The sequence below is a fragment of the Bacillus sp. 2175 genome (assembly GCF_057812155.1).
In genome coordinates, this window is record NZ_CM173819.1 from 1,802,711 (window position 1) to 1,826,065 (window position 23,355).

Genomic DNA, 23,355 nt, shown 5'->3' on the forward strand with positions numbered 1-23,355 from the left:
ATGCGTTCTCAGTATAGTTACCTCAATACAACGCCTTATTTATATTCATCAAAAGAACTACGTCACATGTATAACGAATCTAGATCTAGAAAAGAAACGGAATCAATTCTTACTCACATGAGGAACCATGAAGTATTTGATAACAAAGAGTACAAAGGATATTTCAGCTTATCACAAGTAATTGAAGAAGATTTATATGGAGAAGAGGAAGATATATTGAATTGGCAAGATTTAATGGAGCGGTATCAGATTGTAGCTACCAAATCGGGGATTAAATTTCGTGAGAAAGATGAATTGACCGAGGAATGGCTATGACACTTGCAGGAGAAGTCGTTATTATTTGGACGGCAACAGGCTTGTCTGTAGTTGCGATGAGTGTAGCTGAAAAAATGGGGAAGAGTGTTCCATATTGGCTTCCACGTATGACTATGTATACAACGCTTACGGGCTCGTTCTTATATCTTCTACGTTACGTTCTCGTTATGTTTCTATGAAGGAATACGATGTGGAAGAGAGGGACAATAGACCTCACAAGCAAAAATGCTAGTCCTGTTCGCTTCCAATAAAGTGCAATGATATCCTTATAGGATATCTAAAGGAGAAATGTTTATGTTGGAATTACTATGGGTCCCGATGACAGCTTTAACTTTTGCATTCGTAAGTGATCGGTTTAAAAGGAAAATAGATGATAAAAAGAAGATACAAGTGTTTTTTGAAGTGTCAGGAATTGCAATCAAAAAAGATGATAAGATTCATTATCCAAAATTTAAGAAACGAACTCATGATGATAGAAGTACAACATACGTGTATGAGTTGCCTGTTGGTATGCCAAGTAAAATTATTCGAAAGGTTGAAGATGTTGTAAGTGAAGGGTTAAATAAACCTGTTCGAATTCAGTATGACAATTATAGATTGAACATTCGTGTATTCGATCAAGAAATACCGAAGAAGTGGGAATGGTCGAAAAATTTAATGAAAGTTGGAAAATGGCTTGTGCCAATCGGGCAAAGTTTAGAACAATTGATTTATCACGATTTTGATAAAACACCACATATGACATTAGGTGGTTTAACACGTATGGGAAAGACTGTATTTCTAAAGAATGTGATGACATCTCTTATTACTGCACAAGCAGAATATACGCACTTGTTTATTATTGATTTAAAAGGAGGATTAGAGTTCGGACCATACAAAAATGTAAAACAGATTGAGTCGATTGCAGAAAAGCCAATGGAAGCTTTTCAGGTATTAAGGGCGATTCTAAAAAAGATGGAAGAAAAAATGCTTTTTATGAAAGAACACCATTATACCAATGTGGTGGAAACAAATATAAGAGAACGCTACTTTATTATCGTGGATGAAGGGGCAGAACTTTGTCCTGATAAAAGTATGAATCGGGAACAACAAAAGTTATTAGGAGCTTGTCAACAGATGCTTTCTCATATAGCGCGAATTGGTGGAGCATTAGGATTTCGATTGATTTTTTGCACGCAATACCCTACTGGCGATACTTTACCACGTCAAGTCAAACAAAACAGTGATGCAAAATTAGGATTTCGGTTACCAACTCAAACGGCTTCTCAAGTTGTCATCGATGAAACTGGTCTCGAATTGATTGAAAGTATACCGGGGCGTGCGCTTTTTAAAACAGATCGATTAACAGAAGTTCAAGTCCCTTATATCTCAAATGAACAAATGTGGGACGTATTAAAACAATACGAGGTGAAAAAAGATGCATATGCAGACACATATCAAAATGAATCGTCAGATGATGATTTTGACCTCGATTAGAAAGCTGAAATTTGCGACAAGAAGACATTTGATGGCCATTCACGATATGGGAGGAATACGGAATGCAAATCGTATTCTAAAAGATTTGAGCCCATATGTGAATAGTACCGTTTATAAAAAAGAGCATGTATATTACCTCAATAAACAAGGACGTGCGCTATTCGATGATACAGAAAAGGTTGTACCTACCATTCGATTAGCACACAGCCTTATGAGGAACGAAGCGTGGTTGTATCTATTTTGTCCTGAAGATTGGCAGATAGAAGCCCCTATACGTTATAAAGTGCATGAAAATAAGAGAACGATTATTCCAGATGTAAAGTACCGTGATAGTGACGGGATTTTAAACGCAGTTGAAATAGATCGTACACAAATGATGAATGTGAACAGCGAAAAAATGAATAAGTATGGTGAATTCACCTTGTATTATAAAAATAAATATAACGGGAAAGTTCCTATTGTTCACTTCTTTACAATCACACCATATAGGCAAAAGACGCTAGAACAATTTGCTGTGCAGCATAGTGTATATGCAAAGGTATATGTGGTACCTGAAGTGTAAAAGAAGATATCACATACCAAATTCGGGGTCAAAATAATATTTGTTCATCAAGTTGTTTACGATACCATTGAAATAGGAGAACCATCCTTTTTTCATGCGGGCTCCATCTTTTATTTTCATCACAAATTCTTTCATGGCCTGTACACCAATATGTAATTCTTGTTCTTTATCAAAAGCAGTTTCCCCTGTTGTATGATTTACTACACAATTACACTGTTTTACTACTTTCCAAAATTCTTGAATAGTTCTCGCTTTTGAATAATAAGCAGAGGCTAGAGAAGCAAAACGTTCTGGAACCCAGTGTGCAATAAAATTTGCTTGTTGTACATTCTTTTCAGGTGTTGTGTCAGCTGAATCTACCTTACGTTTATTTATATCTTTTATCTTTTGTTTTAAGGTTTTAGTAGTTGTTTTCTTGGTGTGACAAATTTCCACAGTTTTAGTAGGGGCTTCTGTGACAAACTCGTCTTTTGTGAAGATTGGTTGGATTACAATAATGTTACTTGTTTGTCTCATATCACTTTTACGTTTCATTTCTAGTTGTTTGATGATACCAAGTGATTCTAAGTGTTGGCATGCACGAATAACTGTTCTGCGGCTAATATGAAGTACTTCAGCAATCTTCTTTTTGGATTTAAAAGAAACGCCAAAATATTTACAAGAATGGGTGTGTAAGTGATTGAGTACAGCCAATTGATTTTTATTTAATCGATCAGCAAATTGTTCTTTATATGCGCGTACAGTGTCATTTAGCTCCTTGAGATTTTGAAAAGATACTAAGTTTTCATATGTTTCTATACTAGCAAGAATGGTGATGGCTTGTTTCTTTTTCATAAGGGCTCGTCTCCTTTGAAAATAAAAAAGCAACAGTATGCCACAAAATGTAAGCAAACTGTTGCGGAAGAACCCTTACGTACGGTAAAATAAAGTACATAAAGAGTTACAGCAAGTGTTTGCCTAGTTGGTGTAGGCGGACGGTATAAAGGGTGTTGACGCACTCTTTATACACGCTGTGCTCTTTTATTTTTTATTAGTTTAATTTTGAATTATTTCGGTAACGAATTTGGTCACAAATGACCAGAAATATGTTGCCATTTATAAAATTAGATGCAGTACAAAACTGCGTAATATAGCCATTTTGTGCAGTTTTAAGAAATTAAAGTTTTATACATAATAGATGGTCACAGTGTTTCTTACTTTACAGAAGAATTTGCAATGAATAATATTGCTTCCAAAGATGAACGTGTCATGCGAGCGTTAAATGAAACTTTAAATTTAGAGCGGTATCCTGACAAAGTTAGAAACTTATCAGATGAGATGTATTGCATATGTCTGTATGCTGATGATACAGAAGCTCAAAAATTCATTGAAAGATATCCAGCACTTACGTTTGAGCGTTTTCATGGTTACGTTATAAATGTATTGGAAGATAGTAAAGTATCGAAGCTAACTGCAATTCAAAAAGTATTGGAACATTTAAACATTAGTAAATTAGAAGCCATTGCTTTTGGCGATGGTGGAAATGATATTGAGATGTTGCAGTATGTAGGATTAGGAGTTGCGATGGGAAATGGTGGAGAGGAGTTGAAGAGAAGGGCTGATTTCGTTACAACGAAGGCGAGTGAAGGCGGAATTTCTTATGCCTTAAAGAAGTTGCGAATTATTTAAAACTAATAGTTAGTCAGTGTGAAAAATCCTGTTTTAATAATGGCTTTTGTTAATATGTATACTGTTTTAGGGAATTATTTGAGCTCTCCTACTTACAATTTAACTGCAGAACAAATCCTTTATTTTCGCTTAGCAGGGCTGTTTGGTATGTTGCTGTCACCACTTGCAGGTCTTTTAACAAAGAGGTTTGAAGTAAGGAAAGTTCTTCAAGGAGGATTGTTGATTGTTATTTTTAGTCTAAGTTCAATGGGCTTTGTTTCGGATCTATCTCTACTTGTAATGATGAGTGTCTGTTTTGTAATAGGTATTGCTATATCCGTTCCGTCTTTAGTTTCTCTTGGAGGTCAATTAGGAGGGAAAGCAAGGGGAATATACTTTTATTTTATTTTTAGGTACTAGTATAGGACCTATCATTTCTATTTATCTTATGAAAATAGGAGGTTATGCTCAAACATTTATTTTATTAGGAATGATACTTTTTATTGGTTTTGTAGCTAATTAATGAATGAGTGGAAAATCACTCAAATAAAGGAATGCGAGGATCTTTCATATGCTCGCATAATAAAATATGAATTTGTCCACGATGATGATAAAAGTGTGCAACGATTTCAAGTAACCATTCAAAGCGCGAATAAGAAATCCCCCAATAGGCAGTCATAACTTTTGCTAATTCTATTTGGGAGTAGGAAAGAAATGTTTTAGAGAGAAGGTTGTATCCTTCAATCATCGTTTGTTGCATGTGAGCAACTGTTACGGGTGTATGTTCTATATAAAAGGTATGTAATTCTTTTTCTGAAATACCATTTAAAATGAGTAAATCAGCATGACAAATAAGAGAAAGATGTGCACACATTTCAAATAATGATCGTTTTGAGTGAATCGGTTGTATTTTTAAATCGTTTTCACTATATTGGTTAAGCATATAAATAGAAGTATCAATAGCAACTTTTAGTTGATGCAATGCAGATTGAACAAACATTGTAATTCTCCTCGTCTCCGTATATAATAGTTTCTTGAGGATATTATATCATACTCAAAATTCCGAAAATTCTAGTAGTTTGACTAGCATAATGAAAAGTATTATATTGTAAAAGGTCATATGAAACGTGAAATAGAATGGAATGCAATTATTGAGTTAGGAGTTAGACCAATGAGTTTGAAATATGGAAGAGATACAATTGTAGAAATTGACTTAAATGCTGTAAAACATAATGTAAAAGAATTTAAAAAACATGTAAATGATGAAGAAATTAAGATGATGGCTGCTGTAAAAGCGAATGGGTATGGCCATGGGGCAGTTGAAGTTGCCAAAGCTGCAATTGAAGCGGGAATACATCAACTTGCAGTTGCATTTGTAGATGAAGCAATAGAATTAAGAGAAGCAGGAATTACTGTACCAATTTTAATTTTAGGATACACACCAGTAGCGGCTGTAGAAGATGTAATTCAATATGACGTTATGATGACTGTTTATAGAGTAGAAGATTTACATGGTATAAATGAAATTGCAAACCGTCTTCAAAAGAAAGTACAAATTCAAGTGAAAATTGATACAGGAATGAGTCGTATCGGTTTACAAGAAGAAGAAGTTAAACCATTTTTAGAAGAATTAAACCGTATGGAGTATGTAGAGGTAGTAGGGATGTTTACGCATTACTCTACGGCAGATGAAATCGATAAATCATATACGAATATGCAAACAAGTTTATTTGAAAAAGCTGTTAATACAGCGAAAGAATTAGGAATTCAAATACCATATATTCATAGTTCAAATAGTGCGGGATCAATGGAATTAAGTAACACATTTCAAAATATGGTACGCGTTGGAATAGGAGTGTACGGTATGTATCCATCAAAAGAAGTGGATCATTCAGTCGTTTCTTTACAGCCTGCGTTGTCGTTAAAATCAAAAGTAGCTCATATTAAACATGCGAAGAAGAATCGTGGTGTAAGTTATGGGAATACGTATGTAACAACTGGTGAAGAATGGATTGCGACTGTACCAATTGGTTATGCTGATGGTTATAATCGTCAATTATCTAATAAAGGCTATGCGTTAATTAATGGGGTTCGAGTACCTGTTATTGGCCGTGTTTGTATGGATCAGTTAATGTTGGATGTTTCAAAAGCGATGCCAGTACAAGTAGGAGACGAAGTAGTATTCTACGGTAAACAAGGTGAAGAAAATATCGCAGTAGAAGAAATAGCGGATATGTTAGGTACAATAAACTATGAAGTTACATGTATGCTAGATAGAAGAATTCCGCGTGTCTATAAAGAAAATGACGAAACAACTGCAGTTGTAAATATATTAAGAAAAAACTGAATCATTTCGATTCAGTTTTTTTATTTTTTTATTCATATCAAATGCGAATATACCCTCGTTATGTAATACGGAGTAAACTTTGTGAAACACACTTTTTAGTTCAACTAAATTAAACTATCACCGGCAGAGATGACCAGTCCCGCAACAAAGATCTAATATACGAGAGTAGGGAAGAGCATCTTGTAAAACGAGGCTGGATGGGAGTATTCAACAAAATGTCCCCAATGTTTATTATAGATGTCTGCTAAAATATCATAATTAGAATAAATTGTTTTTTTAACATATGTATTCACCTAAAAATTAATTAAATTATAATAGTCATGCCTCGTGTTAATTTCAAAACCACATTGTGTATATAGTTTTAAAGCGTGGATATTTTTCGTTTCGACGTCTAATTCAATTGTTGAAACTCCTTCTGTAATAAGGGTATGTACTATATTACAAAGAATATCTTTTCCGTATCCTTTACCTTGATAAGAAGGATGAACGGCGAATCCTGATAGTGTAGTAGATTGCTCTTGTTTAGAAACTGTAATTGTTCCTATCACTTTTTCAGCAATAAGGGCACTGTAAACTTGATGGGAAGATGAATTCATCATTTTTTGTAACCATGTAGTCGTATTTTCTACTGAATCACCAAAAGCTTTACTAGAAATTTTAATAAGATCAAGAAGTGATTCTGAAGGTGCAAGAGTAAGCTGTATATTATTATCTGTTGTTTTTTGAATTTCGTTTGTTTTGCACTCCATACTATATTCACTATATAAATATGGTAACTTCATATGTTTTACAAATTCATTCCCAGAAATAGAATCCCCATTAATAATAAGAAGAGCTTCATCTGTCTCCCTATTTTGTATTTCTTTCATTGCAGTTTGTAAAAGGATAGTTCCGAAGCGTTGTTTTCTAAAATGAGGATGTACAAAGCCTATTAGTTCAAGCTTTGTTGGTCTTTCGAAATCATACATATTTAAAGCGCCAATTAATTGAGTACCGTTATAAAGAAGAAAATCGTTTATATAATCTTCATTTCGATTTTTTAAAAAGTTGATATGTAAATCTGAAGAGTAATCAAGATTGTCTTGTTGCCCACAAATATAAGCCAAATCCTTCATTTGCTGTATTTCACTTTCTGTTACAGAACGCTTTTTCTGAATATCCATTGTATATTCCCTCTCATTCGTATTTAAAAATAGGATGGGTGACTTAACCATTTTTTTAATTCCACATTACCTTGCACAGATAACAGTCGGTATAAATAACGATAAGGCTGTCTATATTCTTCTAAGTGAGGAATAGACATAATTCGTAACCACTTTTAAAGGCATGTGCTTATTTTTCTGTAAATTCTATAAATTCATTATATAACAGATGATGTGTTATGAGGATAAAGATAAAAAGATTGAAAGCATACTTACATTTATAGTGAAAATTCATTAAAAATATTATATTTCTCTATTTTTGTATGAATTGTCTAAAAATAATGGTGGTAATACTTGAATGTAAGACTCGTATCTTTAAATCTATGAAGAGTAAAAGTAAAATTAAGCATTCATTTATAAGATTGTGAATCACAATAATGTAGACTATAGAAAATATTTCTCAATAATAAAATGAAGAGAAAAGCATGAAGAAGTAGAATGCATTCATTTATAATAGACTTAAATTAATTAATATAATTAATTGTTAATTTTATTATATTAATTGGATAGGAGAGAATGTTATGGCAAATGTACTCGTAATAAATTTTCCTGGGGAAGGTCATATTAATCCGACTTTAGCTGTTGTAAGTGAGTTAATTCAGCGAGGGGAAACAGTTGTTTCTTATTGTATTGAAGATTATAGAAAGAAGGTTGAAGCAACAGGTGCGGAATTCCGAGTGTTTGAGAATTTTCTCTCTCAAATTAATATTATGGAACGAGTAAATGAAGGTGGGAGCCCTTTGACGATGCTATCTCATATGATTGAAGCATCAGAGCGTATTGTTACTCAAATTGTAGAAGAAACAAAAGAGGAAAAATATGATTATTTAATATATGATAATCATTTTCCAGTAGGACGTATTATAGCGAATATTTTACAATTACCAAGCGTTTCATCCTGTACAACGTTTGCTGTTAATCAGTACATTAATTTTCATGATGAGCAAGAAGCGAGACAAGTAGATGAAATGGATCCATTATATCAATCTTGTTTAGCGGGAATGGAAAGATGGAATAAGCAGTATGGAATGAAATGTAATAGTATGTATGATATTATGAACCATCCTGGTGATATTACGATTGTATATACTTCAAAAGAATATCAGCCACGTTCAGAGGTATTTGATGAATCGTATAAATTTGTAGGTCCATCAATTGCTACTCGAAAAGAAGTGGGGAGTTTTCCTACCGAAGATTTAAAAAATGAAAAAGTGATTTTCATTTCTATGGGAACAGTTTTTAATGAACAACCTGCTTTGTATGAAAAATGTTTTGAAGCGTTTAAAGATGTTGATGCGACAGTCGTATTAGTCGTTGGTAAGAAGATAAATATAAGTCAATTTGAAAATATCCCGAAAAACTTTAAGTTGTATAATTATGTCCCGCAATTAGAAGTTTTACAGCATGCTGATGTATTCGTGACACATGGTGGTATGAATAGTTCGAGTGAAGCGTTATATTACGGTGTTCCATTAGTTGTAATTCCGGTAACAGGAGATCAGCCATTCGTTGCAAAACGATTGACTGAAGTAGGGGCAGGAATAAGACTTAATCGCAACGAGTTAACTTCTGAATTGTTACGTGAGACTGTAAAGAAAGTAATGGATGATGTGACGTTTAAGGAGAATAGTCGTAAAGTGGGAGAGTCGCTTAGAAATGCCGGTGGATATCAAAGGGCAGTTGAGGAAATATTCAAATTAAAAATGAAGCCGTACGTAAAGATTAAATAGATGTTAAAAACACACTTACTTTTAATTTGTAAGTGTGTTTTTAGTATTACGCGTTACATGTGTTACATAAAAATAGCGATAAAGGAGAAACTTTTGTGTATATAAATCGATACCTTTGAATTAGTAGTAAAATTACGTTAAAATAATACTAAGAAAATATATAAGTTTTGGGGGTAATGAATGAAGAAAGTATTTGAATACGTATTATTAACAATTGGCTCAATTATAGTAGCAGGTTCATTAGAGCTTATTTTAGCACCTAATGGATTAGTAGATGGCGGGGTAACGGCTATTGCTATTATGGCAAATAAAGTCGCAGGATTGCCGCTTTATGGTGTGTTCTTAGGAATTAATATCCCAATTTTATTATTTACTGCAAAAGTAATGGGAAAGAAATTTTTTATCCGTACATCTTATGCGAATGTAGTTACAACACTCGGATTAATTTATTTAAAACCATTTCCAGCAATTACGACTTCTGAGTTATTAATTGTACTTTATGGTGGAGTACTGTTTGGAATTGGTGTTGGGATTGTTGTTAAAATGGGTGGAGCAATTGACGGTTCGGAAATGTTAGCAGTTTGGATGAATAAACACTTTAATGTACCGATTAGTACATTTTTACTTGCAGTAAATGCAGTTATTTTCATCTTTGTTGCCATTTTATTTTCAATCGAACAAGCGATGTTCTCATTAGCAATTTTCTATATTGTTACGAAGATGATTGATTTTATATTAGATGGTATTAATCAAGGTAAGAGCGTTATGATTATTTCTGGTAAGAATAAAGAAATAGGCGATTTACTTATGAAAGAATTGCAACTATCTGTTACGTATCTACATGGAGAAGGTGGTTTTTTAGGGGAGCATAAGAGAATCATTTATTGCATTACAAACCGATTCATTTATCCGAAAATGAAAGATCTCGTTCTCTCTGTAGATCCAGCCGCTATAATCGAAGCTTCCTATTCAACAGAAACGACTGGTGTGAAACGTCCGGGAAGGAAAGCTAGGTCAGGTGAATAACTAGAAGAAGGCTGTCCAAAAAGTTATTTTGGAACAGCCTTCTTTTTTATTTTGTTGAATTGTTAACATGTTACAAGTTAAATCCACTGTTAAAAAGTTTCCTTGCAACTAGGAAACCAAGCGTCTTTTAATAATCTAGCCAACGTTTCAATTTTATTTTCTGGAATACTACCAAAGCCGAGTAATACGTATGATTCCTTACGTAAATCATTCACGAAATCATATGGAGAAAGTGGGTATAATTTAACGCTTTGTTTTTTAGCGGATTCAATCAGTTCATTTTCATTCATACTGTTATGGACACATAAAACAATATGAAGTCCGGACTGTTCGCCAAGAATTTGAACATTAGCCCCCATTTCTTTCATAATGGATTTTACTAACGCATGATGTTTTCTTTTATATAGTGTACGACTCCGATTAAGGTGACGTTCCCAATTCCCGCTTTGTATAAAGTTAGCAAAAGCAAGTTGTTGTATTGTAGCGACTGTTTGTTTGAAAATTCCATGCAGTTCTTGATATGTTTTTAAAAGGTGTGGTGGTAAAACAACATATCCCATTCGTAAAGAAGGTAAAAAAGATTTTGAGAAAGTTCCCATATAAATAACGCGTTCATTTGAATCAAGACTTTGTAAAGAAGGAATCGGCTTACCAGCGTAGCGAAACTCTCCGTCATAGTCATCTTCAATAATGTATCCGCTGCAACCATTAGCCCACTTTAACAATTCTAATCTTCTAGATAAAGGCATAATAATCCCGAGTGGAAATTGGTGTGATGGTGTAACGTATGCGACATTGGAATTTGTATTGTATAAACTAGAAATATCAATACCTTTTTCATCCAATGGTATGGGATGAATTTGTCTATCACAGCTTTTAATGATTGCGTGTATACGGTGAAATCCAGGGTTTTCAATGCCGTATTCTTTTGTAGGGCCAAGCAGTTGAAGTAGTAGCCAGAGAAGTGGCTGCGTTCCGGCGCCAATCACAATTTGATCAGGTGAAGAATGGACACCGCGAGAATGATATAAATATGTTGATATATGTTCTCGAAGAGCGAATTCACCTTGAGGGTCTTCTTTGGCAAATAGTGCATTTTCGTATGTAAGTATGGATTCTTGTAATGCTCGTTTCCAATTTGTAATCGGAAATGCATTTTGATCAATAAGTCCTTGGCTACAATCATATTCAAATTTTTCGTCTATCAAATTGCTCGTCTTCTTTGCTGCATTTGGCTTTTTATTTGGGATAACGTCAATATCGAAATTTGCTACAAAAATACCACGTTTCGGTTTACTTTCTACATAACCTTCAGCTAATAATTGTTGATAAGCTGATTCAACAGTAATGCGGCTAATATTAAGTTGTGATGCTAAATTTCTGTGTGAGGGTAGACGTGTGCCGACAGAAATAGTCCCTTGTATAATTTCAGCTTTTATATATTCGTAAATTTGCAAGTAAATAGGTGTGTTACTTTGTAATTGCAATGGGATAGTAAAATCCATATAAAACTCTCCTTTAAAACTGGCCTTATAAAAAACACTTAAACTGTCACTTAAGTGAAGGGCAGTTACTTTCTATAATAATGATATAACATTTAGAAAATTAAATAAATAGTTAGAGGAGAGTTAAAAATGAATGTTAAAGAAGTAGTAACAGAAGAGCAATTACATGAAGTATTACCTGTTTTACAGCAATTACGAATGAAACTTTCAAAAGAGGAAACAAGCTCTTTATTTCGAAATATGAAAGAAGAAAATTATAAACTATTTTCGCTGCGTAATGAGAATGATGAAGTTGTTAGCCTTGCAGGTGTAGCGATTTGTACGAACTTTTATAATAAGAAACACGTTTTCGTATATGACCTTGTAACAGCAGAAGCACATCGTTCAAAAGGACATGGGAAAGTATTACTTTCGTATATAGAGAACTGGGGAAAGGAAAACGGATGTGAGTCTATCGTCCTCACGTCAGCATTTTCAAGAATTGATGCTCATCGTTTTTATGAAAGAGAAGGGTATGATAAGGTGAGTTATTCTTTTTATAAAGAATTATAAAAAATAAGAAGAAGCTGTCCTGCAAAAGTTGGGAACAGCTTCTTCTTATTTTTTAAGTTATTATTGAACCGTAAATAGGTTGTAAGTTATGGTATATGTACTTGAAAAGGTTATATAGTGTATTTTGTCGAATTGTTTTAATTTAATAAAGAGGATGATTGGAGCGCTTATACTTGAAAAAAATAAAGAAACTATCAATCCCTAATGATGCTAGAGTTATTGTCATATCTGATATTCATGGAGAATTAAATCTTTTAAAAGAAGCACTACATAAAGTTAACTTTAAAGATGAAGATTATTTAATTATTAATGGAGATCTTTGCGAGAAAGGACGAGATAGCGTAGGCGTAGTAAACTACGTTATGAATCTTGTAAAGAACAATTCAAAGGTTCACGTTGTTGAAGGGAATTGTGAAGTTTTAGTTGATGCTCTTCTAAATGAAAATCCTGGTCTTATTAATTATTTATGTACGAGGAAGCATTCAATTTTTAATGAATGGCTAGAGCAATTGGTTTTTTCAGTTCATGAGGGCACTTCAATTCGTGAAGTGAAAGAAGCATTGTTAAGTGAATTTTCACAAGAACTATATTGGCTAACAGAGTTGCCAACAGCGATTGAAACAGAAGATTATATTTTTGTGCATGCCGGTCTAGAAGATAGAGTAGATTGGAAAGAAACTGAGCGCAAAAATGCGATAGCAATGCCGGAGTTTTTCAATCAATCACATAAAGCAAATAAGTATGTAATAGTCGGTCATTGGCCTGTCGTGAACTATTCTGAAGAAGCACCGTCTAATAATCCAGTTATTGATAAGGAGAAAGAAATTATTGCAATTGATGGAGGAAATGCAATTAAAGAAGCAGGGCAATTAAACGTATTTATTATTCAGAGGAAACAAACGGGCGATACGTTTTCTTATACATATGTAGACTATTTTCCAGAGTACGAAGTAATAGCGGATTTTAATGCGAATTCAGAAATGCAGGGCGGAGTGACATATCCGTATTATTACATAGAGCCTATCGAGAAGATGCAAGATTACACCGTATGTAAACAAAAGGAAACGAATAATGTGCTCACTGTAAAAAATGAATATATGAAACAACTTAAGTCAGGTGAATATACAGTGAAAACCGATATTTCTTGTGCGCAAATAAGCGTTAGGAAGGGAGATATCGTTTCTCTCATTGATGATAGCTGTTCAGGATATGATTTAATTAAAAAAGATGGCGTAGAGGGTTGGATAGAGAAAGGGATTTTAGTTGAGATAGAAAAAGTGAAAAATAAAACATTAAGCTGAAATAGGAGGGATATAACCTCCTATTTTTTTAAAGGAGTAGATTGCTTGCTGTCTTTAATAAGTAAATAAATCGTACTTGGCAGAATGATAAGCGTCATTCCTAAAAGAATTGCTAGTATAGCATAACCTCTATAGGGAGCAGAAACGATAAAAGGAAGTATCGCTAAAAAAATACCTGCTATCATCATTGAAATACTACTAATATTTGAAGCTCTTTTTTCAAGGTGCTTATCATTCCATTCTAATGAAACGGTTGATTTAGTCGTATCAATTTTGGAACTGAAATAACCTATTAATATAAATAAAAGCCCTAATGCTAAAAATATGAAATGATCAAGAGGAAGTGAAAAGCCAAGAGCGATGAGGGCGATGACAATATCGACAAAAAATAAGAATAGTAACATTGTGTTGCCGATCCAATGGAGAAATTTCTGGTTACTCGCTGCTTTAGATAAAGCTAAAAATACAAAGAATAAGAAGGAACATATAATTATATTTACGATTACAAAAGTGGTTTTATCCATTGTTGATGTAGGCGTTCCATTAAAGTCCCATTTCGTAACAATACTTAATGGTAAGAAGAAATAGAGAATAATATTTGTCGTAACAATAGTAAGAAATAAAGCAATACTAAATCGTTTATTCATTGAATCACCAGCTTTCTACATGAATAATTCGTACCTTATAACAAAATTATACAATATAATAAATGATATTTGTTTTGATTTTTCAGAAAAAATATTATAATTATATATGAAATAAAGAGGAGTGTAGGAGGAAATTATGAATAGCGTAATAGTAAAAGGGGATAAAGTAACAATTCGTACAATTGAAGAATCAGATATAAAAACATTATGGAATCTCGTGTTTAAAGAAGAAAATCCAGAATGGAAAAAATGGGATGCACCGTATTTTCCGTTTTCAATGCAAGAATACTCATCCTATAAGGAAAAGATGCAAACTCGTTTAAAAGAAGAACCGCTATCCAATTTAATTATAGAAAATAACGGTCAAATCATTGGGACAGTTGGGTTTTATTGGGAATACAAACCGACGCGTTGGTTAGAGATGGGGCTTGTGATTTATGACCCAACATACTGGAATGGTGGATACGGTACAGAAACATTGACATTATATAGAGATTTGCTATTTGAAAAAATGGAGATTGGTAGAGTAGGAATCACGACTTGGTCTGGTAATGAACGAATGATGAAAGTAGCGGAGAAAATAGGAATGAGCTTAGAAGGTAGAATGCGAAAGTGTCGTTATTATAACGGAACATACTATGATTCTATTCGAATGGGCATGATTCGTGAAGAATGGGAAGCGCTATGTGTAACGAAGGGGTGAGAAAGATTGTACGCTATTATTGCTACATTTGATCGTGTGTTTACTAATAAAATTACAGAACTGCAAAATGAATTAACAAATGTAATTGGAACAAATCAACTAGCTGGAGTAGAACCTCATATAACGATTGCGGATTATAATGAGTTAGATGTTCATTTGTATACTGAGAAACTAGGGGAGTTTGTAGCTATTCAAGAAAATATGGACGCAGTAACTTTTCTTTCTGTTGGAATTTTTCCTACTAATGGAACGGTCTTTCTAGCGCCGACCGTTACCGATGAATTGTTAAAACTTCATTATTCTTATCATGATTATTTTAAAACTTTTCATGACAACCCCAATTCATATTACGTACCGGGAAAATGGGTTCCGCATTGTACAATTGCAAATAGATTACATACAAAGCAGTTTTTAAGTGTAATGGAATATATTTATGGAAAGTTTGATTTTGCAACAGCTTCAATTGAGAAATTAAAATTAATTAAGGTGAATTATGAAAATGGTTTTGCCGTTTCTTCTAGTATATTAGCAGAATATAATTTAAAGAGAATGGAGACATCGAGATGACATATATAATTAGAGAAATGAAGCAAGAAGACATTCATGCTGTACAATCAGTAGCAAAAATAGCTTGGCATGATACATATGAAGGCATTATTCCAAGAGAAATTCAAGACAGTTTTTTAGACGAGGCATATTCTGATGAAAAAATGAAATATCGTCTTAAAAATACGCATTTATTCGTTGCGGAAGAAGAAGGAGAAGTAATAGGGTTTGCGAACTTTTCACCTGTTAGACTACAAAATGAAGCGGAATTAGGTGCGATTTATTTGTTACCAGATCAGCAAGGAAAAGGGATTGGAAGTGCTTTATTACAAAGAGGGATTAAGGAATTAAATGGGATACGTAAATTGTACATACATGTAGAAGCAGCAAATGAAAAAGGAAAACGCTTTTATGAAGCGAAAGGTTTTGCTGAATTAGAGCAATTTGAAGAAGACTTTGAAGGACATATGATGCAGACAGTAAGGATGGTTTTATATGTATAAGGAGGACTAGCAATGAAAATTTTTGATTTTAGTGAAAAAGTAGGAAAGCACCTATCAGTATTTCAATCTAATTTCATCATGTCGAAAATAGTAAACCATAGAGGGAATATACATATCGGTGCTATGCATTTACACGAGAATGGAATCATCGGTAATCATGAAGCAGTTGTATCTCAACTGCTTCTTATTGTGGACGGAGCAGGATATGTATGTGGGGCAAATAAAAAAAAGATAAAGGTAGAGGCGGGACAAGCTGTGTTTTGGGAGAAGGGAGAGCTTCATGAAACAAGTACAGAACAAGGATTAACGGCAATTGTTATGGAAGCGGAGAATCTTGAACAAGCGATAGTAATGCCTATTATTCAAGGGGAGTTGTGAAAAATGATAATTAAGGCGAATCAAGAAGATACCAATGAAATATTAAAATATACGGCTCAATCGCTTTTTGAAGGGACGAGAGGAAATTGTCAATTAAGTACAGAGAAAGCGATTGAAATTACAAAGCCGATTGTAGAAAAAGGAGCGTATTATTTAATCATTAAAGAAGCAAATAAAGTAATGGGATGGATATTAATAGGGGAAAATACAGACTATTTTTCTCGTGAAAAACTTGGATTTATATATGAATTGTACGTTTTCCCAGAATATCGCGGGAGAGGATTATCGCGTGAACTGATGGAAGCTGGTATTAAGGAATTAAAGGAGGAATATTCAGAAATTAGGTTGAATGTATTTACTGGGAATTTTGCAAAAAAGATGTACGAAGAGTTTGGGTTTGTTGAAAGGCAGGTAATTATGACTTTGAAGTGAGTAGAATAGTCTGAATGAGAGAAGAGAAAATAATGATTTAGTGGCTACTTTATCGCTGGAATTTAAAGCGAATAAGTATAAAATAGATGGTTTGCCTTTATTTTATAGTAGATTTATAGAGTGTGCTTAAAAAACAAATAAATTAGTATTATACAATATATCGTTATTATAGTAAAAGAGAAATTTTGGAAAAATATCATTTTTTTGTTTAGAAATTTTTAAATTATTGATATAATCAATTTGTAGAATTGATTATTGGTTAATTTTACTATTTTTTAATTTTAAGGGGGATTTAATAATGGCAGGACAAATTCGTATGTCACCAGAGGAGCTTAAATCGAAAGCGACTCGATATGGACAAGGTGCAAATCAAATTGAGGACATTTTACGTCAACTACAAAACTTACAAAATGAATTAAGAGGAGAATGGGAAGGTCGTGCTTTCGAAGGTTTTGACCAACAGTTCAATCAATTAAAGCCAAAAGTACAAAACTTCGCACAGCTATTACAAGAAATTAATATGCAGCTTAATAAAACTGCAGAAGCTGTTGCTAGACATGACGAAGATCTTTCTCGTAATTTCGGTCTACAATAAGACAGATAAACAGAAATATATAATTTAGCCATGCAACCATACGTTGTATGGCTAAATTACTTTAAAACTAGAGTAAGATACGAAGTCTTTCATTAGATAGACTCGCAGTCGCAGGAGTGATAAGTAGTGAAAAAGTTCAAATGGAGCATCTTGTTGTTTATTATTTTAGCTCTTGTACTATCAACAGGGGTCTCCTATTTAGCATTAAATCAAAATGTTAAGAAAGCTAATGAGAATACTACACCAAAAATGACAGTTGCGTTGGTAAATGAAGATCAGGGCACTGTATTTGAGGGCAATAAAATAGCGTTTGGAGATCAATTTGTTAAAAATGTAAATAAAAATACGAAACAAGAATGGTACGTAGTTAGCCGCGGGGTAGCGGAAAATGGATTGAAAAATAATAATTACAATATGATGATTGTTATTCCAAATGATTTTTCTAGGAAGGCAGTTGCGATTGATTCAGAGATTCCAGAGAAATTAACGTTAAACTACAAAGTAAATGCAACTGGGAATAAGGATTTGAAAGCTGAGGCAGAAAATACAGCTTCTGTTATTTTAGAAGATTTCAATAAGCAAATAATCGACGTTTATTTTGCGAGTATTATCGGTAAGCTACAAGGTGCACAAGATAATATAGGTAAAATAATTGAAAAAGGAAACGTTCAAACAACTATGTATAAAAAAGATATACATAGTCCGTTAGCAAATTACACAAATCAATTTAAAACAGTACAAGATTATACAGGTGTTTCTGTTAATAGTTTCAAAGGATTTCAGGATGTTTTAAAAGGTTTCGGTCAAGCGTTAGATGAAGGGAATAAATCTAACAGTACGTACTTAGATGGTTTTAATAACTTTCAAAAAATGCAAACTGATAACAATTTGTTAGCGAATAATTTCACAAATCAATTCAATCAATATATGAATGATATGAATACAGGCGATGCTTTAAAGCAATTAAGTGCATTGGAATCCGCTAATAAAATTATTTCAAATCAATTTACGTTTTCAGAGAAAGAACCGAATATTTTAACTGATGCTGCAGCGATTCAAAAATATTTAGCAGATGTAAAAAAACAAGTATCTGAATATGATACAGAACTTGCAGGAAAGTTAGAAAGTGATATTCAAGAGACGGTAATTAAGAAGTTAAAGCAATCTATGTCGAATGATGGAAAGCAAGAAATCTTCATAAATACATTAATGAAACAACCAGATGCTCGAATAAAGAAACAAATCGAGAATTTAATTGCGAAATTACCTAGTTTAAACATGGAAGAAATCGGTCAAAGTGATTTGCCAGATACAACGAAATTACAACTGCAAAATGTAATTCAATTTACAAAAAAATATAATAAAGAAAATAATTTTTATTATGATCCTGTAAATAAAATATCTTTAGGAAACGCTATTAAAGAAGTAAAGGATAGACTTTATACAGAGGGAATTACATTTAGTGATACTGCGAAAGTAATTAAAATGGAATCTCCGCAAATTTTGAAGATAAAGATTCCAGAAGAATTTAAACTAGATGGAAGTACAGGATTCTTACATATTGATGGTGAGGATCGTACAAGTGATTTTCTTCAAAGCGAAGCAGGAGAAATTACAATAGCTCCTCGTAATGAAGGGGATATAAAGATTGATCTGCATGTGAAGTTAAAAGATCCAAACATCAATATAGATGTTTTCTCTCCTGTAATGTGGCAGTGGGAATTGAGTGGGACTCATAAAAAAGAAACTAGTCCTGAAAAAGAAAAACCTAACAAAGAAGATAAAGGAACACAAACGGAAAATAGCAAGGTGGAAAATGTGGTTCATAAATCACAGTATGGCATAATGCCGTTAGTACACAATGCTAAAACGCCTATTATCAAAAAAATGGAAAACACAACAGGCAATAATGAAGGAAGCCAAGGAGGCGGAACAGGGAAAGATAACGGAACTGGAGGAAACCCAGGAGGCGGAACGGGAACAGATAACGGAACTGGAGGAAACCCAGGAGGCGGAACAGGGAAAGATAACGAAACTGGAGGAAACCCAGGAGGCGGAACGGGAACAGACAACGGAACCGGAGGAAACCCAGGAGGCGGAACGGGGAAAGATAACGGAACCGGAGGAAACCCAGGAGGCGGAACGGGAACAGACAACGGAACCGGAGGAAACCCAGGAGGCGGAACGGGGAAAGATAACGGAACCGGAGGAAACCCAGGAGGCGGAACGGGAACAGACAACGGAACCGGAGGAAACCCAGGAGGCGGAACGGGAACAGACAACGGAACCGGAGGAAACCCAGGAGGCGGAACGGGAACAGACAACGGAACCGGAGGAAATCCAGGAGGCGAAACGGGAACAGATAACGGTAAAGTTACTGAAAGTACAACGAATCAAGTAGTACATCAAAAAGCAGAAGTATTAACAAAAAATATATCTAGTGTATTAATAAAAGAAGCAGTAGATACAGTCGAAAGTTATCAAGGTTTAATGAGCCTTTACGAAATGTATTATGGGATTGATTTAAGAACGAAAGATGTAGGTCCTAAGTTAGAAGAGGGAAGTTTAGATGCAATTGCGACGGATCAATCTTTGTACTACGTATTAAATAAACAAAGTTTAATTGATTTAATTTCAAATCTTGTTTCATCAAGTATTACTACAGAAATAAAGCAAGATATGTCAGGTTTAAAACAAAAAATAAACTCTTATCAACAATCTATTACTAGTGCGGATCAAAATTCTATGCTACTAGCGGAGAAATTAAATGGAACGACGCAACAAGCAACTAGTATGAATGAAAATTTAGGAGAGTATGTAAAAGGTTTAGCGAAATGGCGTGAGAATAGCTTAAAGCTAGTTGAAGAGCAGCAAGTATTAACAACAAATCATGCTGGTGAGCAAACAGCTATTTTATCGTTAGATTCTGGTATTAAATCATTAATGATGCAAAGTCAGTCATTGGTCGAAAGTTCGAAGCATAGTTTAGCAACTTCAGACGATGTATATAAAACATTTGATCAAATTAATGGACAAGCAAAAGAAATTCAAGACAGCGGAACGACAATTGTTTCAAAAGCTGATCTATTATTAAATGACTTTACGAAGAAAATGGAAGATGATAAATCATTCTCCAAAAACTTTACGAAAATTTTAGCGAATAGCCGTATTGGAGATCGTCAAAATGAGATGCTATATGACTTTTTAGCTAGTCCAGTTCAAAAGCAAAATGATGGAGTAATTGCAGCAGGTAATGCTTTTACACCGTACTTAATTGTATTAACTTGTTTCATTGTTGCATTATTTACAGCATACGCAATTGCGAATCAAGAAAAGAAACGAATGCAATCAGATCATTTTGAAGAGAAATTCTCATTAATTGATATGAATGTACCAACTACAGTAGTAGCTTTCGGTATATCAATTGTGGAAGGGATTAGTATAGGTATCATTTCTGGGCGTCTTTTAAAGTTCGGTCAGGATCAAAGTTTACTATGGATTGCGTTCATCACATTTATTATGATGGCGTTTGTATTGGTCTCAACCTACTTATTACGACAAATAAAAATGGTAGGAATGTTTATACTATTAGTATTTTTAAGCATGTACCTATTTTTAACTGAGGCAGTTGGAAGTAAAGTAGATCAAATGTCGTCTGTCGGAAAGATACGTCAATTCTCACCGCTTCAGTATATAGAAAGTTTTCTAAATGATTTTATTAGTGGTAAAGATACTGGGAAAGTTATTTTTGTCGTATTGTTTGTAATTGCCATTATTGGATTGGTTAGTAATCTATTTGTATGGCATAAGAAATGGGAGGAAAAAGAAGTAAATGATCAAACAATGGAGCATAGTGGCTAAGTTATCATTTCTCTCTATCCTTTTACTGTTTGTCGCGCTACCGATAAGGAGCGCGGCTGACAGTTATCTTGGTGATGATGGGAAGATTAAGTTTAAAGTGGATCGACTTGAAGAAAGCGACCAAGAAAAAAATAAAAAGGAACATAAGGAAACAGAATTAGATAAAGCATCGATTGAGTTATTTAACAAAGATATAGAGGAAGAAATTGAGAAAAAGAAAAAGAAAGAACAAAAAGATATGGAAGCTTTGCGAGATTCTCTTTTTACAAAACCAAAAGAGAATAATAGTGTTAAAGATACGAAAAATAGTTTATTTAGCAGTGAATACATTGTCAGAAAAAGTGCAGATGAAGTAGCGAGTAATGAAACAATGAATGAAGAGCCAATTAGTATAACAATAATATTATTATTTGGCGGCGGCATTCTACTTATTTGCATCGGTATTTATACGGTTCTTCGTAAAAGTTGGAGGTAAAGTGATGGCAATACAAACACATATCAATGTGACAGTAGATTTTAGTAAATGGAATGGAAATACATATGATTTGCGTATTCCGAATCATCAATCTATTAAATATTTATTAAAAAACTTATTAGATACGCTAAAGATTGATAATCATGAAGGTTCACATTTTGTAATTAAAGTGAAAAATAAGTCAATTGTTTTAACAGATAATGATCGTTTAATTGATCACCAAATAACAGATGGAGATATTTTGCAAGTTTTATAAAGAATATTTTTTACTTTTAGTTATTTGAAAATAAGTTATTACGGGTTATAAAGAAAAGGAGAAGAGGATAAACATGACGGAAAAAATAATTCAAATTGATGCAATGAACTATCAATTTCAAATAGAAAAAGAAAATTGGAAATTGGAGATGACCAAATCTCAAACACGTATAAAAGACTTCCGTCAATTCGATATAATTACGGGCGAATCATCTGAATTTGTACTATTAACAATAGAAGAAACGGATGATATGTTTACGTTTCTATATCAAGTAGATAAAAAATTATATAAGTGGGACGATCTTAGCCGTTTTGGAAGAAATGAGAAATTAAGACTACTTCGGAATGTTGCGCAGTTTCGTAAATATTTAAATAAACGAATCACGTTCTTTTTACATCCAGACAATATAGTTTTTAATGCTAATTTAATACCAAGTATTATACATAGAGGAATTCGAGATATTGTTCCGCCAACCCCATTATTAGAAGAGCAATTTTTAACACAATATAAGTGTCTAATTATTGCTTTATTCTCCCAAAAACATAACTTTGATGATTTGTATGCTGGGTTACTAAAAGATGCAAAAGAAACAACATTTGAACAGACCGTTGCTCAAATGGAAAGCTTAGATGCATTACTGCAGTTTCTTGATGACAGCTTTGAGAAGGAACAAACAAAAACAGAAAAAAATATGCAGTTAGTACCTAAAAAAAGCTATAAATCATTTAAATACTTAGCTTTTTCCTTCATAGCGGCGACAGTTATTTTAGCTGCTCCTTTAATATATTTCACTTTTATAAAATTTCCTTATCAAAATAAATTGTTAGAAGCAAATGCAAGTTTCATAGCAACTGATTATGACAAAGTCATTACGCAATTGAATGAAGAGGAGTTTGAATCATTACCGATTGCATCTAAATATGAGTTAGCATTTGCATACATTACAGCTGAAAAACTAGGTGAAGCTCAAAAGAAATCGATTATGAAAAACATTAGTTTGAAAAGTGATGAAAAGTATTTGCTGTATTGGATGTATAACGGAAAAGGTAATTTTGATAAATCATTAGATTTAGCTAAGACACTTGATGATCCTCAGCTTATTATGTACGGCCTTGTTAAACAAATTGAATCACTGAAAAATAATCCGGATTTATCAGGGGAAGAACGTGATCAAAAGTTAAAAACATATGAGCAACAATTAGATGAATATAAAAAGAAATATGGCAATTCATCAAACGATAAAAATTTGTCGGACACAGAGAAAAAAGAGTAAGCACTTGATGAGACAGTTGAAAA

The 23,355-nt window shown here is 33.4% G+C and carries 25 protein-coding genes and 3 pseudogenes; 21 read left to right on the plus strand and 7 right to left on the minus strand.

The window, feature by feature from the left end; genetic code table 11:
• The 4 genes from ACXKY9_RS09720 (at position 1) to ACXKY9_RS09735 (ending at position 2,353) form a co-directional block, all read left to right on the plus strand.
• The gene (locus ACXKY9_RS09720) at positions 1 to 315 is read left to right on the plus strand and encodes a hypothetical protein (RefSeq protein ID WP_001257568.1); all 315 of its coding nucleotides are present in this window, start codon (positions 1 to 3) and stop codon (positions 313 to 315) included.
• Entirely contained in the window at positions 312 to 494 is a 183-nt protein-coding gene (locus ACXKY9_RS09725) for a hypothetical protein (protein WP_000170790.1), read from the plus strand. Before ACXKY9_RS09720 ends, ACXKY9_RS09725 begins: the two co-directional genes overlap by 4 nt.
• A 115-nt stretch (positions 495 to 609) precedes the next feature.
• Positions 610 to 1,791: an FtsK/SpoIIIE domain-containing protein gene (locus ACXKY9_RS09730; RefSeq protein ID WP_000891545.1), complete on the plus strand. Its 1,182-nt coding sequence runs from the start codon at positions 610 to 612 to the stop codon at positions 1,789 to 1,791.
• Positions 1,733 to 2,353: a replication-relaxation family protein gene (locus ACXKY9_RS09735; RefSeq protein ID WP_000551102.1), complete on the plus strand. Its 621-nt coding sequence runs from the start codon at positions 1,733 to 1,735 to the stop codon at positions 2,351 to 2,353. The genes ACXKY9_RS09730 and ACXKY9_RS09735 overlap by 59 nt, the downstream gene beginning before the upstream one ends.
• A gap of 9 nt (positions 2,354 to 2,362) precedes the next feature.
• Here ACXKY9_RS09735 and ACXKY9_RS09740 read toward each other — a convergent pair whose 3' ends face one another.
• Positions 2,363 to 3,187: a helix-turn-helix domain-containing protein gene (locus ACXKY9_RS09740; RefSeq protein WP_000730123.1), complete on the minus strand. Its 825-nt coding sequence runs from the start codon at positions 3,185 to 3,187 to the stop codon at positions 2,363 to 2,365.
• 339 nt (positions 3,188 to 3,526) lie between these two features.
• On the opposite strand from ACXKY9_RS09740, the pseudogene ACXKY9_RS09745 reads away from it, so the two are divergent.
• Positions 3,527 to 4,021: pseudogene (locus ACXKY9_RS09745) on the plus strand (HAD-IIB family hydrolase); the annotation flags it as partial.
• 39 nt (positions 4,022 to 4,060) lie between these two features.
• Entirely contained in the window at positions 4,061 to 4,420 is a 360-nt protein-coding gene (locus ACXKY9_RS09750; RefSeq protein ID WP_003284084.1) for an MFS transporter, read from the plus strand.
• Positions 4,421 to 4,538: 118 nt separating this feature from the next.
• On the opposite strand, the gene ACXKY9_RS09755 is transcribed toward ACXKY9_RS09750, so the two are convergent.
• The gene (locus tag ACXKY9_RS09755) at positions 4,539 to 5,000 is read right to left on the minus strand and encodes a DinB family protein (protein WP_000498004.1); all 462 of its coding nucleotides are present in this window, start codon (positions 4,998 to 5,000) and stop codon (positions 4,539 to 4,541) included.
• A gap of 171 nt (positions 5,001 to 5,171) precedes the next feature.
• Here ACXKY9_RS09755 and alr point away from each other — a divergent pair, with 171 nt between their 5' ends.
• On the plus strand, positions 5,172 to 6,347 hold the full coding sequence (gene alr / locus ACXKY9_RS09760; protein WP_021727885.1) for an alanine racemase: 1,176 nt from the start codon (positions 5,172 to 5,174) through the stop codon (positions 6,345 to 6,347).
• Positions 6,348 to 6,377: 30 nt separating this feature from the next.
• Here alr and ACXKY9_RS09765 read toward each other — a convergent pair.
• From ACXKY9_RS09765 to ACXKY9_RS09775, 3 genes and pseudogenes are all read right to left on the minus strand, one after another.
• A pseudogene (locus ACXKY9_RS09765) lies at positions 6,378 to 6,640 on the minus strand (class I SAM-dependent methyltransferase); the annotation flags it as partial.
• The gene (locus ACXKY9_RS09770; protein ID WP_000354418.1) at positions 6,641 to 7,510 is read right to left on the minus strand and encodes a GNAT family N-acetyltransferase; all 870 of its coding nucleotides are present in this window, start codon (positions 7,508 to 7,510) and stop codon (positions 6,641 to 6,643) included.
• 23 nt (positions 7,511 to 7,533) lie between these two features.
• Positions 7,534 to 7,679 (minus strand): annotated as a pseudogene (locus ACXKY9_RS09775) (nitrate reductase); the annotation flags it as partial.
• Between the two features lie 391 nt (positions 7,680 to 8,070).
• On the opposite strand from ACXKY9_RS09775, the gene ACXKY9_RS09780 reads away from it, so the two are divergent.
• Both ACXKY9_RS09780 and ACXKY9_RS09785 read left to right on the plus strand, forming a co-directional pair.
• Positions 8,071 to 9,279: a macrolide family glycosyltransferase gene (locus tag ACXKY9_RS09780; RefSeq protein WP_000024486.1), complete on the plus strand. Its 1,209-nt coding sequence runs from the start codon at positions 8,071 to 8,073 to the stop codon at positions 9,277 to 9,279.
• Between the two features lie 180 nt (positions 9,280 to 9,459).
• On the plus strand, positions 9,460 to 10,305 hold the full coding sequence (locus tag ACXKY9_RS09785; RefSeq protein ID WP_000755125.1) for a YitT family protein: 846 nt from the start codon (positions 9,460 to 9,462) through the stop codon (positions 10,303 to 10,305).
• A gap of 89 nt (positions 10,306 to 10,394) precedes the next feature.
• Here ACXKY9_RS09785 and pdxR read toward each other — a convergent pair whose 3' ends face one another.
• Positions 10,395 to 11,810 carry a MocR-like pyridoxine biosynthesis transcription factor PdxR gene (gene pdxR / locus ACXKY9_RS09790; protein ID WP_000348034.1) on the minus strand — a complete coding sequence of 472 codons (1,416 nt, stop codon included), beginning with the start codon at positions 11,808 to 11,810 and terminating at the stop codon, positions 10,395 to 10,397.
• A 129-nt stretch (positions 11,811 to 11,939) separates the two neighbouring features.
• Here pdxR and ACXKY9_RS09795 point away from each other — a divergent pair, with 129 nt between their 5' ends.
• Both ACXKY9_RS09795 and ACXKY9_RS09800 read left to right on the plus strand, forming a co-directional pair.
• On the plus strand, positions 11,940 to 12,362 hold the full coding sequence (locus ACXKY9_RS09795; RefSeq protein ID WP_001101112.1) for a GNAT family N-acetyltransferase: 423 nt from the start codon (positions 11,940 to 11,942) through the stop codon (positions 12,360 to 12,362).
• Between the two features lie 173 nt (positions 12,363 to 12,535).
• Positions 12,536 to 13,663: a metallophosphoesterase gene (locus tag ACXKY9_RS09800; RefSeq protein WP_002100929.1), complete on the plus strand. Its 1,128-nt coding sequence runs from the start codon at positions 12,536 to 12,538 to the stop codon at positions 13,661 to 13,663.
• Positions 13,664 to 13,683: 20 nt separating this feature from the next.
• Here ACXKY9_RS09800 and ACXKY9_RS09805 read toward each other — a convergent pair whose 3' ends face one another.
• Positions 13,684 to 14,310, minus strand: coding sequence for a DUF1648 domain-containing protein (locus ACXKY9_RS09805; RefSeq protein WP_001042101.1), 627 nt, complete (start codon positions 14,308 to 14,310; stop codon positions 13,684 to 13,686).
• A 136-nt stretch (positions 14,311 to 14,446) separates the two neighbouring features.
• Between ACXKY9_RS09805 and ACXKY9_RS09810 the strand changes: the two genes are divergently transcribed.
• The 10 genes from ACXKY9_RS09810 to essB all read left to right on the plus strand — a co-directional run bounded on the left by ACXKY9_RS09810 (position 14,447) and on the right by essB (position 23,332).
• Positions 14,447 to 15,013 carry a GNAT family N-acetyltransferase gene (locus ACXKY9_RS09810; protein ID WP_001089593.1) on the plus strand — a complete coding sequence of 189 codons (567 nt, stop codon included), beginning with the start codon at positions 14,447 to 14,449 and terminating at the stop codon, positions 15,011 to 15,013.
• A gap of 6 nt (positions 15,014 to 15,019) precedes the next feature.
• The gene (locus tag ACXKY9_RS09815) at positions 15,020 to 15,580 is read left to right on the plus strand and encodes a 2'-5' RNA ligase family protein (RefSeq protein ID WP_000270885.1); all 561 of its coding nucleotides are present in this window, start codon (positions 15,020 to 15,022) and stop codon (positions 15,578 to 15,580) included.
• Positions 15,577 to 16,062: a GNAT family N-acetyltransferase gene (locus tag ACXKY9_RS09820; RefSeq protein ID WP_000221051.1), complete on the plus strand. Its 486-nt coding sequence runs from the start codon at positions 15,577 to 15,579 to the stop codon at positions 16,060 to 16,062. The genes ACXKY9_RS09815 and ACXKY9_RS09820 overlap by 4 nt, the downstream gene beginning before the upstream one ends.
• Positions 16,063 to 16,074: 12 nt before the next feature.
• Entirely contained in the window at positions 16,075 to 16,440 is a 366-nt protein-coding gene (locus ACXKY9_RS09825) for a hypothetical protein (protein WP_000688081.1), read from the plus strand.
• A 3-nt stretch (positions 16,441 to 16,443) separates the two neighbouring features.
• Complete coding sequence (locus ACXKY9_RS09830; protein ID WP_000584247.1) at positions 16,444 to 16,872, plus strand: GNAT family N-acetyltransferase; 429 nt, start codon at positions 16,444 to 16,446, stop codon at positions 16,870 to 16,872.
• 298 nt (positions 16,873 to 17,170) lie between these two features.
• Positions 17,171 to 17,467 carry a WXG100 family type VII secretion target gene (locus ACXKY9_RS09835; protein ID WP_000918601.1) on the plus strand — a complete coding sequence of 99 codons (297 nt, stop codon included), beginning with the start codon at positions 17,171 to 17,173 and terminating at the stop codon, positions 17,465 to 17,467.
• Between the two features lie 126 nt (positions 17,468 to 17,593).
• The gene (esaA, locus tag ACXKY9_RS09840) at positions 17,594 to 21,328 is read left to right on the plus strand and encodes a type VII secretion protein EsaA (protein ID WP_252597803.1); all 3,735 of its coding nucleotides are present in this window, start codon (positions 17,594 to 17,596) and stop codon (positions 21,326 to 21,328) included.
• Positions 21,300 to 21,803: a type VII secretion protein EssA gene (gene essA, locus ACXKY9_RS09845; protein ID WP_000595655.1), complete on the plus strand. Its 504-nt coding sequence runs from the start codon at positions 21,300 to 21,302 to the stop codon at positions 21,801 to 21,803. Before esaA ends, essA begins: the two co-directional genes overlap by 29 nt.
• 4 nt (positions 21,804 to 21,807) lie before the next feature.
• The gene (locus ACXKY9_RS09850) at positions 21,808 to 22,059 is read left to right on the plus strand and encodes an EsaB/YukD family protein (RefSeq protein ID WP_001007571.1); all 252 of its coding nucleotides are present in this window, start codon (positions 21,808 to 21,810) and stop codon (positions 22,057 to 22,059) included.
• A 73-nt stretch (positions 22,060 to 22,132) separates the two neighbouring features.
• On the plus strand, positions 22,133 to 23,332 hold the full coding sequence (essB, locus tag ACXKY9_RS09855) for a type VII secretion protein EssB (RefSeq protein ID WP_000136608.1): 1,200 nt from the start codon (positions 22,133 to 22,135) through the stop codon (positions 23,330 to 23,332).
• Positions 23,333 to 23,355: the final 23 nt, after the last annotated feature.